The sequence below is a fragment of the Streptomyces sp. NPDC060064 genome (genome assembly GCF_042736455.1).
GTDB lineage: Bacteria > Actinomycetota > Actinomycetes > Streptomycetales > Streptomycetaceae > Streptomyces.
This window is the reverse complement of the sequence record NZ_JBHWWF010000002.1, coordinates 391,000-405,908: the sequence shown is the minus strand read 5'-3', so window position 1 is coordinate 405,908 and position 14,909 is coordinate 391,000. Positions and strand designations below refer to the sequence as shown.

The following is a 14,909-nucleotide window of genomic DNA, read 5'->3' as shown; positions in this document are numbered from 1 at the left end:
CTGGTACGGACGGAGGGAGAGGCCCAAGAAGAGGTGTCAGCGGGTGGGGGCCGGGACGCGGACGGGCGCGGCGGTCCTGTCCTGCACCTCGTCGAGGGTGACTCCGGGAGCGGTCTCGACGAGAAGCAGTCCGTCCTCGGTGACGTCGAGGACGCCGAGGTCGGTGATGATGCGGTGCACGCAGGCTGTGCCGGTGAGCGGGAGCGTGCACTCCTGGACGATCTTCGGGGAGCCGTCCCTGGCCGTGTGATCGGTCAGGACAATGACGCGACGGGCTCCGTGGACCAGGTCCATGGCGCCCCCCATGCCCTTGATCATCTTGCCGGGGATCGACCAGTTGGCGAGGTCACCGGTGGCAGAGACCTGCATGCCGCCCAGGATGGCGGCATCGATGTGGCCGCCGCGGATCATGCCGAAGGAGAGCGCGGAGTCGAAGAAGGCTGCTCCGGGCCGGACCGTGACGGTCTCCTTGCCCGCGTTGATGAGGTCCGGGTCGATCTCGTCGTTCGTCGGGTAGGGCCCGACGCCGAGGACCCCGTTCTCCGAGTGGAGCACCACATCCACGCCTTCGGGAAGGAAGTTGGGGACGAGCGTGGGCAGTCCGATGCCGAGGTTGACGTACGAGCCGTCGGTCAGCTCGGCGGCCGCGCGGGCAGCCATCTCGTCTCGTGTCCAGGCCATCAGGCTCGTACCGTCCTCTTCTCGATCTGCTTGTCGGCGGCCTGCTCGGGGGTGAGCGCCACCACGCGCTGGACGAACACCCCGGGCAGATGAACGGCATCGGGGTCCAGCTCGCCGGGTTCGACGAGTTCCTCGACCTCGGCGATGGTCACCCGGCCCGCCATCGCGGCAAGGGGGTTGAAGTTGCGGGATGCCTTGTTGAAGACGAGATTGCCGTAGCGGTCGCCCTTTGCGGCCCGTACGAGCGCGAAGTCGGTGGTGATGCCGTACTCGAGGACATGCTCGAGTCCGCCGAAGACACGGACTTCCTTGGCGGGGCTCAGCACGGCCGCCTGGCCTCCCCCCGCCTCCGGCCGGGAGGTACTCCCGGCCGCGTACCGGCGGGGCAGGCCGCCGTCGGCGACCTGCGTGCCGACACCGGCGGGGGTGAAGAAGGCGGGGATGCCGCAGCCGCCTGCCCGCAGTCGCTCGGCGAGTGTGCCCTGGGGCACGAGCTCAACCTCGAGCTCGCCGCCGAGGTACTGGCGGGCGAATTCCTTGTTCTCGCCGATGTACGAGCCGGTGACGCGGGCGATGCGGCCCGCTGCGAGCAGTGTGCCGAGCCCGGCGCCGTCCACCCCGCAGTTGTTGGAGACCACCTGCAGTCCGCGGACACCACGAGCCAAGAGCGCGGCGATCAGCGTGTTCGGCACACCGCTCAGGCCGAAGCCGCCGACGGCGAGGGAGGCGTCGTCCCCGATGTCGCCGACCGCCTCGGCGGCGCTCTGCTTGACTTTGTCCATGGAGGGGTTCCTTGTCATGAGCTGACAGAACCTGCAGGGATGCAGCCGTTCGCCAGATGAACTACAGTTCATTTGTACGCGACGAGTGTGCGTTTACCGGCCACGCAATGTCAACGGCTGCAGGGGACGCCGATGCTCGAAGACACAGAAGTGCCCCGCTCCAGAACCGCACGGAGGGCCGATGGCCGTCACGACACCGCCCCACGACACAGCGCCCGCCGAAGCCGTGGGACCGCTGATGCGCGGCGTCTCCGTGCTGCGTGACATCAGCGAGGCCGGCGGCCGGATGACCGTCAGCGAGCTCGTACGCTCCACCGGACTCGCCCGCTCCACCGTCGACCGGATCGCCGCCACCCTGGCGCGCATGGGCTACCTGCGGCTCGACGGGCACACCGCCGTCCTCGCGCCCCGCCTGATGGAACTGGGCAACGCCTATCTGGCCGCCATCCGCCTGCCGGGACCGCTCGGCCCGCTCGCCGAGAAGCTCGCCGAGGAACTTGACGAGTCCGTGTCGCTGGCCGTGCCCGACCGCGACGGCATTCGCTTCGTCCACCAGACCACCCGGCGGCGTGCCATGTCCCTCACGTTCCGCATCGGGGATCTGCTGCCCGCCGAACGCACCGCGCAGGGAACGGTGTTTGCCGGGTACTGGAGCGAGGAGGAGTGGGCGCACTGGCGCGCGCGGCGTGCCGCCGACCCGGACGGCCACGCTTTCCTGCCCGCCCTGCCACCTCCTCACGCGGCCGAGGACGGTCTCACCTTCGAAGAGCGCGCGGCCGCGGCCCGTCGGCAGGGCTGGGCCGTGGACGACCAGCTGATCGAACCGGGCCTGATCGCCCTCGCGCTGCCGGTCCGGGCCCCCGACGGAGAAGTGGTCTGCGCGGTGAGCGTGGTGAGCCACACCAGTCGCCACAGCGCCGAGTCACTGCGGGAGTCGCTGCTGCCGCGGGCGCGCGATGCCGTGGCCGCCATGGAGGAGCGCCTGCGCGAGAGCCGGCCGGCACAGGAGAAACAGGCCGGGGAGGAACAGGCCGGGGAAGAGCGGGCCGCGAAGGAGCAGGCAGCAGAGGAGCAGGCCGGTGGACTCGCCGACTGGACCAACGCCTCCAAGCAGGAACTCGGCGCGGAGTTCGTGGAATCCCTTGCGCGCGGCCTCACCGTCCTCACTGCCTTCGGAGACGGCAGGGCGGAGCTCACTCTCACCGCCATCGCCGAAGCCACCGGTCTCGCCCGCGCCACGGCCCGCCGCGCTCTCATCACGCTCGAGCACCTCGGCCATGTGGAGGCGCGGGAGCGGAGCTTCCGCCTCACCCCGAGAGTGCTCGCGCTCGGCTATCCGCCGATGTCACGCACCACGCTCTCCGAGATCGCCTCGCCCCATCTGGTCACACTCGTCCAGCAGGTGCACGATTCGGCGTCCCTGGCGGTGCTCGACGGCGACGCGATCCAGTACACGGCCCGTGTCGCCACCGGCCGCATCATGAGCGTCAACATCCAGATCGGCACCAGGTTTCCGGCCTACGCGGCGTCCATGGGCCGCGTCCTGCTGGCCGACCTGCCGCCGCGGGATCGCGCCGCCCGGCTGGAGCGCACCGAACTGCGGGCGCTGACACCCCGGACCATCACCGGCCTGCCGGAGCTCGACACGGTCTTCGAGCACGTGGCGGAAGACGGGTACGCGCTGGTCGACGAGGAGCTCGAGGAGGGCCTGCGCTCACTCGCCGTACCGGTGCGCGACCTCGACGGACGAGCGGTCGCGGCCGTGAACGTCGCCATGCACAGCAGCCGTCGCACGGTGGAACAGTGTCTGACCGAGGTCCTGCCCGAACTGCAGGCGACAGCCGCCCGGATCGAGGCCGACCTGCACATCGCCGGGCACTTCACGAGGATCCCGACGGCCTGAACCGCGGGTCGCAGACAGAGTGCTCCAGGGCTTGCGTGGGGTCCACGCTGTGAGTGACAGCCGATGTGTCGTCACGCGGCCGTTCACCGAAGGTGGTGGGGTTGTGGTTCGGCCTCGATCTGAGACGTTCGGCCCAACCTCCCCGCTCTCGGTCGTCCGAGAATGGAGACATGCGGAACAGATCGTGCTGTGGTCAGTCCACGACCGCCCGAAAGCGCGCCGGGCGTGCGACGCGGAGGAAATCAGCAGTGGCCACGCTCGCGATGCTGGTGGCCACGCTCGCCCTCGCGGTGTCGGGCTGCCAGGGCGGCGCGGGCACGAAGCCGCCGGGCGGTCGTGCCACGCCCGTGCCAGGCTCACACGTACTCGCGGTGAAGATCGACAACGTCGGCCCGGCCCGCCCCCAGACCGGCCTCGACAAGGCGGACATCGTCTACGTCGAGCAGGTTGAGTCCGGGCTCAGCCGGATACTCGCCCTCTACTCCTCCCACGTGCCGCCCGTCGTCGGTCCGGTGCGCAGCGCTCGTGAAACCGACCTGGAACTGCTCCGGCAGTTCGACCGGCCGACCCTCGCCTTCTCCGGGGCACAGACCAAGCTCCTCCCGGTCATCAAGGCAGCTCCCCTGAACGCACTTCCGCCCGACGAGGCACCGGCCGCGTACTTCCGCAGCCGGGATCGAGCCGCCCCGCACAATCTGTATCTGCGGCCCGAGCGGGCCCTGCACGACACCCCCGGCGCAAACGCCGCCGGATACGCCGGGCTCAGCTTCGGCCCCCCGCCCCCGGGCGGGAAACCGACCGCCGCCTACACCGTCCGCTATCCGGCCGCACGCTTCGGCTTCACCTGGTCGGCAGGCCGGCAGCAGTGGCTGCTGACCATGGATGGCACGCCTTTCCGGACAGCGTCAGGGGAGCAATTGGGTGCGGCCACGGTCATCTTGCAGTACGTGACGGTGCGACCGTCGAGCTTCCACGACCGGTGGGGCAACAACTCTCCGTATACCGAGACCGTGGGCTCCGGCGCCGCGCTGGTCCTGCGCAACGGCACAGCGTACGAGGCCGACTGGAGGCGGGACACAGCTGAGTCCGGCACCGCGTTCACGACGCCGGACGGCGGGCGCATGCCGTTCGCCCCAGGACAGATCTGGATCGTGTACGAGGCTCGCTGACTCCGCATAGGGACCAGAGGGCCTTGGCTGGAAGCTGTCTCGCTTCTGAACTGCTGGGGCGCACGCCGACCGCATCTCCATGACGGTCAAACCTTGAGATATCCGACCCTGTTGACGCAGATCGCACCGGCGTCGGCCCCGACCCGGGGCCGCGTTTCTACGCTCAGCCGGAACCGGGCACTTTCAGCGCCTTCCATCCGTCGACGACCGCGCCGCAACGGATGTCGACCACGGTCTCCAGCGACGGGGAACGCTGAAGCAGGGCCCGGGAACTCCCGAAGAGGCCTGGCCGGGCTCCGGGAGTGGTCCGGGATCAGTCCGTGATCTCCGCCGTCCGTCGGATCGGCCGAGGGGCCACGATGGCCGCCTGCTGCTGGTACGGGCCGGGCCTGCGGTTCCGCAGGGGCGGCGGCGAGCAGGCCGAGCCCTTCGGAGGGCTCCATGGCGCCCCACTGCGTCGTGAGTACAGTCCTGCCGCTCCAGAATGCCGGCGCTTTGCCCGTACCAGGGCGCTGGGCCATCACGGCTGCGGCACCAGGAACGACCTACACTCAAAATCAGGACCTTGACCAGCAGGAATGGCGAAGCGCTGCTGGAGTACCCGTACTGCAACCGTGCTTGAGATTCGGGACTGCCCGAGTGTGGTCGGCCTGCCTGACTTGCGTGGGCGGCGGAGGGGTTGTCGGGTGGAATTGCAGAAGGGGGCGTCCGGCACTGAACGCACCTTGATGTGATCAGCCCCCGACCCCACCGCCTTGCAATGATTTCGGTGCCCCGTGAAGAGCCAGCCCTCGACCCGTCTGCAGACCATCAATGTTTGGCCGCAGAGCACCATGCGGTGCTAGAAAGGTCAGCGTGGTCAAACTTTTCGGCCGATTCCGGAGCTCACCGGTTCGGTCACTGACCGACAAGCATCCCCGGAGCGTCGCCGGGCAGGTCTTCGCCCTGCAGGTGGCTGTGGTGGTGCTGCTCGTGGCGACCGCGGTGCTCGCGCTTGTGCTGCAGTCCCGACTCGACAGCAGCAGGGAGGCGAAGAACCGTTCCATTGCCGTCGCGGAGACCTTCGCGCACTCTCCGGGGGTTCTGGCCGCCCTGAAGACCCCTGATCCCTCCAAGGTGCTCCAGCCGCTCACCGAGGCGGGGCGGAAGGCGGCCGGCGTCGACTTCATCGTGGTCATGGACACGAAGGGGATCCGCTACACGCATCCGAAGCCGGACCGGATCGGGAAGAGATTCGTCGGCACCATCGAGCCCTCGCTGGCCGGCCACGTGTACACAGAGAGCGTCCACGGCCCGCTCGGCCACGAGGTACAGGCGACCGTCCCCATCTTCGACAACAACAGCAAAGTCGTGGCCTTGGTGTCCGCCGGTTTGAAGGTCAAGAACGTGACCAGCGTGGTGAACCGGCAGCTGCCGATCATCTTCGGTGCCGGAGCGGCCGCGCTCGCCCTGGCCACGGGCGGGACGGCACTGGTGGCCAGGCGGCTGCGGCGGCAGACCCACCGTTTGGGCCCGGCCGAGATGACCCGCATGTACGAGCATCACGACGCCGTGCTGCACTCCGTCCGCGAAGGTGTGCTCATCGTCGGCACCGAAGGTCAGCTGCTGCTGGCGAACGACGAGGCCAGGCGGCTGCTGGAACTGCCGTCCGATGCCGAGGGACGGCACATCTCGGAGCTGCCCAGTCTTGATCCCCCCACGGTGGAGCTGCTGACCTCGGGCCGCGTGGCCACGGACGAGGTGCACCTGGCCGGGGAGCGGCTGCTTGCGGTGAACCAGCGGCCCACGGATCGTCACGGTGGACCCAAGGGGACGGTCGCGACCTTGCGTGACTCCACGGAGCTGCGGGCGCTGTACGGCAGGGCGGAGATCGCCCGCGAGCGGCTGAGACTGCTGTACGACGCCGGTCTGGGCATTGGGACCACCCTCGACGTGGTGCGTACGACCGAGGAACTGGCGAAGGTCGCCGTCCCCCGATTCGCCGACTTCGTCACCGTCGATTTGGCCGACCCTGTGCTGCGCGGAGAGGAGCCGGCCGGTACGGCCACGGACATGCGCCGCACCGCCGTCCACGGCATCCGGGACGACCATCCCCTCTACGAACTCGACCGCCTGATCGACTTCCTCCCCTCCACACCGCAGGCACGGGGTTTCGGGAGCGGCCGGCCGGAGCTGGTGCCCGACCTGTCCGCCACGCCCGGCTGGCGTGCCCAGGACCCGGAGCGGACACAGATGATCGTCGAGTACGGCATCCATTCGCTCATCACCGTGCCCCTCCAGGCGCGGGGGGTCATCCTGGGCGTGGCCAACTTCTGGCGCTCGGAGAAGCCCCAGCCGTTCGAGGAGGACGACCTGTCCCTGGCCGAAGAGCTGGTCGCCCGGGCCGCGGTCAGCATCGACAACGCCCGCCGCTACACCCGTGAGCACACCCTGGCCGTGGCTCTGCAGCGCAGCCTGCTGCCGCGGGCCCTGCCCGAGCAGAGCGCCCTCGAGGTCGCCCACCGCTACCTGCCCGCGCTGTCCGGGGTGAGCGGCGACTGGTTCGATGTGATCCCGCTTCCGGGCAGTCGCGTGGCGCTGGTCGTCGGGGATGTCGTCGGCCACGGCCTGCACGCGGCGGCCACGATGGGACGGCTGCGCACGGCGGTGCACAACTTCTCCACGCTCGACCTGCCGCCCGACGAGATCCTCAGCCATCTCGACGACCTGGTCGGGCGCATCGACCAGGAGGAGGTGGAGGCGGCCGCCGGTGCGGGGGTCACGGGCGCCACCTGTCTGTACGCGATCTACGATCCTGTCTCCCGCCACTGCGCCATGGCGCGGGCCGGGCACCCCGTGCCCGCGCTGGTCCACCCCGACGGCACTGTGTCGTTCCCCGATCTGCCGGCCGGGCCGCCCCTCGGCCTGGGCGGTATGCCGTTCGAGACCGCCGAACTGGAACTGGCAGAAGGCACACAACTCGTCCTCTACACCGACGGGCTCATCGAGGACCGCACCCGGGACATCGACGTGGGGATCGAGCTGCTGCGTCAGGCCCTGGCGTCCCATCCCGACCGGCCGCCGGAGGAGAGCTGTCAGGCGGTGCTCGACGAGCTCCTGCCCGGCCGGCCGAAGGACGACGTGGCGCTGCTCATCGCCCGTACACGGGCGATCCCGCCCGACCACGTCGCCAACTGGGACGTGCCGTTCGATCCCGCCGCCGTGGCAGGGATGCGCGCCGCCGTGGCAGAGACGCTGGACGACTGGGGTCTGTCCGAGCTCGCGTTCGCCATGGAGCTGGTGCTCAGCGAGCTGATCACCAACGCTCTCCGCTACGGCTCCGCACCGGTCACCGTGCGACTGCTGCGCGACCGGACCCTGACCTGCGAGGTCTCCGACGGCAGCAGCACCTCGCCCCATCTGCGGTACGCGGCCACGATGGATGAAGGAGGCCGCGGCCTGTTCCTCGTGGCGCAGATGGCCGAACGCTGGGGCACCCGCTACACCCCCCAGGGGAAGGTCATCTGGGCGGAGTTGTCGCTGCCCTGATCGGCGGGAGCGTGGCCGTCGGTGAGCGTGCCCCGGTATCCGGGGCCAGGGGGCGTTGCCGGGCGGGGTGGTGGGAGCTAGATTCGTGCGTGACATACCGACCAGTCGGTCACCACGTCGAGGAGTAGCCCGTATGAGCCGCATGAACCACCAAGTCCGTCTGGCCGCTCGCCCGGTGGGGCTGCCCCGGCCCACCGACTGGGAACGGACCGAGGAGCCGGTCGGCGAGCCGGGTGAGGGCGAGCTGCTGGTGCGGGTGCTGCAGCTCTCGCTCGACCCGGCGATGCGCGGCTGGATGAATGAGGGCAAGTCGTACATTCCGCCAGTGAAGCTCGGCGAGGTGATGCGCGCGGGTGCGGTCGGGCGGGTCATCGCCTCCCGGCACCCCGGCTTCGCCGAGGGCGACTATGTGTCGGGCGGTTTCGGCGTCCAGGAGTACTGCGTCTCGGACGGCAGGGGCGTCATACGCATCGACCCGAAGTTGGCGCCGCTGCCGGTATACCTCGGCACCCTGGGCATGACGGGTATGACGGCCTACTTCGGACTGCTCGACATCGGCCGCCCGGAGACCGGCCAGACGGTCGTCGTATCCGGCGCAGCCGGAGCCGTGGGCAGCGTGGTGGGCCAGATCGCCAAGATCAGGGGATGCCGGGTCATCGGCATCGCCGGCGGCGAGCGCAAGTGCCGGATGCTGGTGGAGGAGTTCGGCTTCGACGCCGCCATCGACTATCAGACCGACGATGTGAAGAAGTCGCTGCGCGAGCTGGCCCCCGACGGTGTGGACGTCTACTTCGACAATGTCGGCGGCGACATCCTCGACGCGGTGCTGACCCGGCTCGCGCGCGGCGCCCGCATCGTCATCTGCGGCGCGATCTCCCAGTACAACAGTGTGGAGCCGGTCAAGGGCCCCGCCAACTACCTGTCCCTGCTGGTGAACCGCGCCACCATGACCGGCATGGTGGTGTTCGACTACGCCGACCGGTACGCCGAGGGCGCTGCCGAGCTGGCCGGGTGGCTGGCGGAGGGGAAACTGCAGACGCGGGAGGACGTCGTACAGGGCGGGATCGAGGCGTTCCACGACACCCTGCTGCGGCTCTTCCGCGGCGAGAACCACGGCAAGCTCGTCCTGGAAGTGGCGGACCAGCAGGACGCATGAGAGACACCTGAGCGGCCCGGGGCCCGGCCGACGCAGGGGGCGCGCTCCCTCCGGCCGGGCCCCGGGCCGCCCCCGCGCAGCGGAGGGGCACCGCAGGGCCCGCATACCGGCGTGACCCTGCCCGGCGACGCGGAGCGGCGCGCGCCCGCCGCCCGTCTGCAGTGCGTCGGAGCGCCGGGCTCGTCGGGAGCTTCCCCGCTGCCCGCACCCGTCGGAACGTACGAGTCCAGCAGCGCGACTGCCAGGCCACGATGTCTCATGGTCAGGCCCCTACGGGTGGCCCGGAGATCCCTTCACCAGGCCACCCCTTCACCACGAGCGTCAGTTGATCTCGATGAGCAGGTCGCCCGCCTCGACCTGCTGGATCTTGCCGATCGCGAGCCGGCTCACCGTGCCGGCGGTCTGGGCGGTGATGGAAGCCTCCATCTTCATTGCCTCGATGGTGGCGACGGTCTGGCCGGCGGACACCGAGGCGCCCTCCTCCACCTGAAGGGTGACCACTCCGGCGAAGGGGGCCGCGACATGGCGCTCGTTGCCACGCTCGGCCTTCTCCGCCGCCTTGACCTCCGTGGCGATGGACTTGTCCCGGACCGGGACCGGCCGCAGTTGTCCGTTGAGCGTGGCCATCACCGTGCGGAAGCCCCGCTCGTCGGCTTCGGAGATGGCTTCCAGTTCGATCAGCAGGGTGACTCCGGGTTCGAGCGTGACGGTGTGCTCGGTCTCAGGCTCCAGGCCGTAGAGGAAGTCCCGGGTGGGCAGGACGGAGGTGTCGCCGTATGCCTCTCGGTGGGCGTCGAACTCCTTGGTCGGGCCGGGGAAGAGCAGCCGGTTGAGCGTCGCCCGGCGCGATTCCCGAAGGCCCTGCCGGTCCTCGTCGGACAGCGTCGGCGTCTCGGCCTTCTCCGGACGGCCGTGCAGAGCGCGGGTGCGGAATGGCTCCGGCCAGCCGCCGGGCGGGTCGCCCAGTTCACCGCGGAGGAATCCGATTACCGAGTCGGGTACGTCGAACTTGCCCGGGTCCGATTCGAAGTCCGCGGCCTCGACCCCGGCTCCGACGAGATGCAGCGCCAGGTCGCCGACGACCTTCGACGAGGGAGTCACCTTCACCAGACGGCCCAGCATCCGGTCCGCCGCCGCGTAGCAGTCCTCGATCAGCTCGAAGCGGTCACCGAGGCCCAGCGCGATCGCCTGCTGGCGCAGGTTCGACAGCTGGCCTCCGGGAATCTCGTGGTGGTAGATCCGGCCGGTGGGTGAGGCGAGACCGGACTCGAAGGGCGCGTAGACCTTCCGGGTCGCCTCCCAGTACGGCTCCAGATCACCAACTGCCTGCAGCGACAGGCCGGTCTCCCGCTCGCTGTGGTCGGTAGCGGCGACCAGGGCCGACAATGGCGGCTGGCTCGTGGTGCCGGCCATCGAGGCCACAGCGGCGTCCACAGCGTCGACGCCCGCGTCGATCGCGGCGATGAGCGTGGCGAGCTGGCCGCCCGCCGTGTCGTGGGTGTGCAGATGCACCGGCAGGTCGAACCGCTCCCGCAGGGCCGTCACCAGCGTGCGGGCGGCGGGCGGGCGCAGCAGCCCGGCCATGTCCTTGATGGCGAGCACATGGGCGCCCGCGTCCACGATCTGCTCGGCGAGGCGGAGGTAGTAGTCGAGGGTGTAGAGCGACTCACCCGGGTCCGAGAGGTCGGCGGTGTAGCAGAGTGCGACCTCCGCGAGTGCCGTTCCCGTCGCCCGCACCGCATCGATGGCGGGACGCATCTGCGAGACGTCGTTGAGCGCGTCGAAGATGCGGAAGATGTCCATGCCGGTGGCGGCGGCCTCGGCGACGAACGCCTCCGTCACCTCGGTCGGATAAGGGGTGTAGCCCACGGTGTTGCGCCCGCGCAGCAGCATCTGGGTGCAGATGTTGGGCACCGCCTCACGGATTCCCGCCAGGCGCTCCCACGGGTCCTCGGCGAGGAAGCGGAGCGCCACGTCGTACGTCGCGCCGCCCCAGCACTCCAGGCTCAGCAGCTCCGGTGTGGTGTGCGCGACGTGCGGGGCGACCGCGAGCAGATCGCGGGTGCGCACCCGGGTGGCCAGCAGGGACTGATGTGCGTCGCGGAAGGTGGTGTCCGTGACTGCGACCGCCTTCTGACGGCGCAGTTCGGCGGCGAAGGCCTCCGGCCCCAGCGCGGCGAGGCGCTGCCGGGAGCCCTCGGCCGGCGGCGCGGTGAAGGAGGTGGCCGGCAGCTTGTCGACGGGGTCGATGACGACCGGGCGGGGCCCGTGAGGCCGGTTGACCGTCGTCTCGGCGAGGTAGGTGAGCATGCGGCTGCCGCGGTCGGCCGACGGGCGGGCCCGGACCAGCTCGGGGTGCTCGTCGATGAAGCTCGTCGTGATGCGGCCCGCGCGGAACTCGGGGTGGTCGAGCACCGCGCCGAGGAAGGGCAGGTTGGTGGCCACTCCGCGGATACGGAACTCGGCGATGGCCCGGCGCGCGCGGCGGGCGGCATTGGCGAAGTCGTGCCCGTGGCAGGTGAGCTTGACCAGCATCGAGTCGAAGTGCGCCGACACCTCGGCACCGGTGTGCACGGTGCCGCCGTCGAGCCGTACGCCGGGTCCGCCCGGCGAGCGGTAGGCGGAGATGGTGCCCGTGTCGGGCCGGAAGCCGTTGGCGGGGTCCTCGGTGGTGATCCGGCACTGCAGAGCCGAACCGTTCAGAACGATGTCGTCCTGGGTCAGGTGCAGTTCGGGCAGCGTCATGCCCGCGGCGATGCGCAGTTGGCAGATCACCAGGTCCCGGCCGGTGACCTGTTCGGTCACCGTGTGCTCCACCTGGATACGCGGGTTCATCTCGATGAAGACGTGATTGCCGCGTTCATCGACCAGGAACTCGACCGTGCCGGCGTTGACATAGCCGATGTGGCGTGCGAAAGCGACGGCGTCTGCGCAGATCCGCTCGCGCAGGACCGGGTCGAGGTTCGGTGCGGGCGCGATCTCGACGACCTTCTGGTGGCGCCGCTGCAGCGAGCAGTCCCGCTCGTACAGGTGCACGACGTTGCCGTCGGCGTCGGCGAGGATCTGTACTTCGATGTGGCGCGGGTTCACCACCGCCTGCTCGAGGAAAACCGTCGCGTCGCCGAACGAGGACTGCGCCTCGCGCATCGCCGCGTCGATCGCCTCCCGCAGCTCGCCGGGCTCGGCGACCCGCCGCATGCCCCGCCCGCCGCCACCGGCGACGGCTTTGACGAACAGCGGGAAGCCGATGTCGTCGGCCGCCGCAAGGAGCGCGTCCACGTCCGCGGACGGCTCCGACGACTTGAGTACCGGGACGCCGGCCTCCCGCGCCGCCGCGACCGCACGAGCCTTGTTCCCCGTCAGATTCAGTACCGAAGCGGGCGGTCCGACAAAGGTGATCCCCGCATCCGCGCAGGCCGCGGCCAGGTCCGGGTTCTCCGACAGGAACCCGTAGCCGGGATAGATCGCCTCGGCCCCGGCCCTGCGCGCGGCCTTGATCACCTCATCGACCGACAGATACGCCCGCACGGGATGGCCGGGTTCACCGATCTGGTACGCCTCATCCGCCTTGGCCCGGTGCAATGAGTTGCGGTCCTCATAGGGGAACACCGCCACCGTGGAGATGCCGAGCTCGAATGCTGCGCGGAACGCGCGGATCGCGATCTCACCACGGTTGGCGACCAATACCTTGCCGAACATCAAACTCCCCTGTTGCGTCGCGGACGGGGCGGCCAGAGGACCGGCGATGTCGTCACCGGCGCCGTGAAGGGCATACGGCTGCCTCGTGGAAGATGTCGATGAGTCTGTTGGCTGGGCACCGCATCGGCCGATCCCGGTCGGCAAGGGTGCATTCCTCATTGATAGGGCATGAATGCCTCGTTCCGGTGAAGGCCGACGACGCTGTCGGCCTCGGCCCTCCGGAGCCCGGGGCGTGGCCACCGTACCCGACGGCTTGTGATCACCGCCGTACGCACCCCCTGGCAGCACGCGTCGACTCCCAGAGCTAGCTCAGCAGGCCCAACTGTGCGACCGGCGGGGGGACTGGTCCAGGGCCATGAGGTTGGCGACCTGATGGTGAATTCGCCGGGGTGGCCGGACAGGTGGCGAGTTCCATCCCCAACGGCTTGTCCGGTAGGCGCTGAACCACATGGCAACACGCCACGTATGGAAGGAGGGCTCGTGAATTCCGGGCCCCCGGCGTTCGTAGCGCCGCCTCGAAGCGACTTAGGGGCCAGAGATGACGCACGCACGACGCAGGCTGCAGCGAATCGCGCGGCTGGCGGCCGTCGGCGGACTGCTCTGCGGCGGGCTGATGATCACGGACGCCGTGGCGAGTGAGCCCTCCGCCCCGCGAGCGGACGCAGGCAGCACCTCTGGCAACAACGACGTGGGCGCACGTCTCGTTTCAGAGCTCGGCGTATCACGCACCGCCGGCAGTTGGATCGGCTCCGACGGGCGCCAGGTCGTCGCGGTGACCGACGCGGACGCGGCGGCCGAGGTCAAGCGGACGGGGGCGCGCGCCAAGGTTGTCCGGTACAGCATGCGCCAACTCCGTACGGCGACCGAGACGCTCAGCGAAGCACCCCGCGTGCCCGGTACCGCGTGGGCCATGGACTACGCGTCCAACAAGGTCGTCGTCCAGGCCGACAGCACCGTCTCAGCCACCGACTGGTCGCGGATGTCCGACGTCGCCAAGGGGATCGGCGGCTTCGTACAGATGCAACGGACCACAGGCTCATTCACCACCAGGGTCAACGCCGCCGAGCCGATTCTCTCCGGCGACGGCCGATGCTCCGCAGGCTTCAACGTGACCAACGGCCGGGACAACTTCATACTGACGGCCGGCCACTGCGGTCCCGTCGGCACCTCCTGGTTCACAGGCACACGGGGCGCCCAGCAAGTCGGCGCCACCACTGAGAGCCGCTTCCCCGGTACTGACTTCGCCCTCATCCAGTACCAGAGCGGCCAGGCCGCCGACGGAACCAACATCGTGAACGTCGGTGATGGCCAGGGTGTGCAGATCACTGCGGCCGCCGATCCCTTCGTCGGGCAGCAGGTCTTCCGCAGCGGCAGCACCACCGGGCTGCGCTCCGGCCGGGTGACCGGGTTGAACGCTACGGTGAACTACCCCGAGGGCACCGTCACCGGACTGGTCGAGACAACGGTCTGCGCCGAGCCCGGGGACAGCGGAGGCCCGCTGTTCGCGCAGGGGCTGGCGCTCGGGGTGACCTCGGGCGGCAACGGCGACTGCACCAGCGGGGGGACCACGTACTTCCAGCCGGTGACCAAGGCGATGGCGGCCCTCGGGGTGAGCCTGACCGGAACCGCCGCTCCCGCAGACGGCAACCGCGCGGGCCAGGCTCCCCTCAACCCTGCCGCTGAGCCGTCGGCTGCCGACGGGGCCGATTCGCCACTCGTGCCGGGACAGGCGAACGGTCCGGCGACGGTGAGCGGAATCGTCAGCCCCCGGGCCCTCGCACCGGGACTGGTGGTCATCGCGGTGAGTCTTGTCGGACTGATTGCCACCCGCTCGATCTGGTCTGCTCAGGATCGCCGCCGCTACCGCATGCGGTACTCCCAAAGCTGGAGCTGACCCTCGAGCGCGGCCCGGACCATCTCTCCGGTGAAACGTTTGTCCGGTGGCGTCGTACAGAAGCAATCGGCGATGTCGCGGTCACCGAGGCCTACTA

The 14,909-nt window shown here is 69.8% G+C and carries 8 protein-coding genes; 5 read left to right on the top strand and 3 right to left on the bottom strand.

What is annotated here, in order from left to right:
* Window positions 1-36: 36 nt before the first annotated feature.
* Together ACFWDI_RS04020 and ACFWDI_RS04015 are read right to left on the bottom strand one after the other, a co-directional pair.
* A complete protein-coding gene (locus tag ACFWDI_RS04020; RefSeq protein ID WP_385301164.1) occupies window positions 37-681 on the bottom strand; it encodes a CoA transferase subunit B in 645 nt (214 codons plus the stop codon).
* On the bottom strand, window positions 681-1,463 hold the full coding sequence (locus ACFWDI_RS04015; protein ID WP_385301162.1) for a CoA transferase subunit A: 783 nt from the start codon (window positions 1,461-1,463) through the stop codon (window positions 681-683). The genes ACFWDI_RS04020 and ACFWDI_RS04015 overlap by 1 nt, the downstream gene beginning before the upstream one ends.
* 181 nt (window positions 1,464-1,644) lie before the next feature.
* Between ACFWDI_RS04015 and ACFWDI_RS04010 the strand changes: the two genes are divergently transcribed.
* The 4 genes from ACFWDI_RS04010 (at window position 1,645) to ACFWDI_RS03995 (ending at window position 9,219) form a co-directional block, all read left to right on the top strand.
* On the top strand, window positions 1,645-3,366 hold the full coding sequence (locus tag ACFWDI_RS04010; RefSeq protein WP_385301160.1) for an IclR family transcriptional regulator C-terminal domain-containing protein: 1,722 nt from the start codon (window positions 1,645-1,647) through the stop codon (window positions 3,364-3,366).
* 263 nt (window positions 3,367-3,629) lie between these two features.
* On the top strand, window positions 3,630-4,535 hold the full coding sequence (locus ACFWDI_RS04005) for a DUF3048 domain-containing protein (protein ID WP_385301237.1): 906 nt from the start codon (window positions 3,630-3,632) through the stop codon (window positions 4,533-4,535).
* A gap of 813 nt (window positions 4,536-5,348) precedes the next feature.
* Window positions 5,349-8,063 (top strand): SpoIIE family protein phosphatase, encoded by a 2,715-nt coding sequence (locus ACFWDI_RS04000; protein WP_385301159.1) that lies wholly within the window; start codon window positions 5,349-5,351, stop codon window positions 8,061-8,063.
* Window positions 8,064-8,196: 133 nt separating this feature from the next.
* Window positions 8,197-9,219 carry an NADP-dependent oxidoreductase gene (locus tag ACFWDI_RS03995; protein ID WP_385301158.1) on the top strand — a complete coding sequence of 341 codons (1,023 nt, stop codon included), beginning with the start codon at window positions 8,197-8,199 and terminating at the stop codon, window positions 9,217-9,219.
* 321 nt (window positions 9,220-9,540) lie between these two features.
* Here ACFWDI_RS03995 and ACFWDI_RS03990 read toward each other — a convergent pair whose 3' ends face one another.
* A complete protein-coding gene (locus tag ACFWDI_RS03990) occupies window positions 9,541-12,918 on the bottom strand; it encodes a pyruvate carboxylase (RefSeq protein WP_385301157.1) in 3,378 nt (1,125 codons plus the stop codon).
* A 538-nt stretch (window positions 12,919-13,456) separates the two neighbouring features.
* Between ACFWDI_RS03990 and ACFWDI_RS03985 the strand changes: the two genes are divergently transcribed.
* The gene (locus tag ACFWDI_RS03985; protein ID WP_385301156.1) at window positions 13,457-14,812 is read left to right on the top strand and encodes a S1 family peptidase; all 1,356 of its coding nucleotides are present in this window, start codon (window positions 13,457-13,459) and stop codon (window positions 14,810-14,812) included.
* Window positions 14,813-14,909 lie beyond the last annotated feature (97 nt).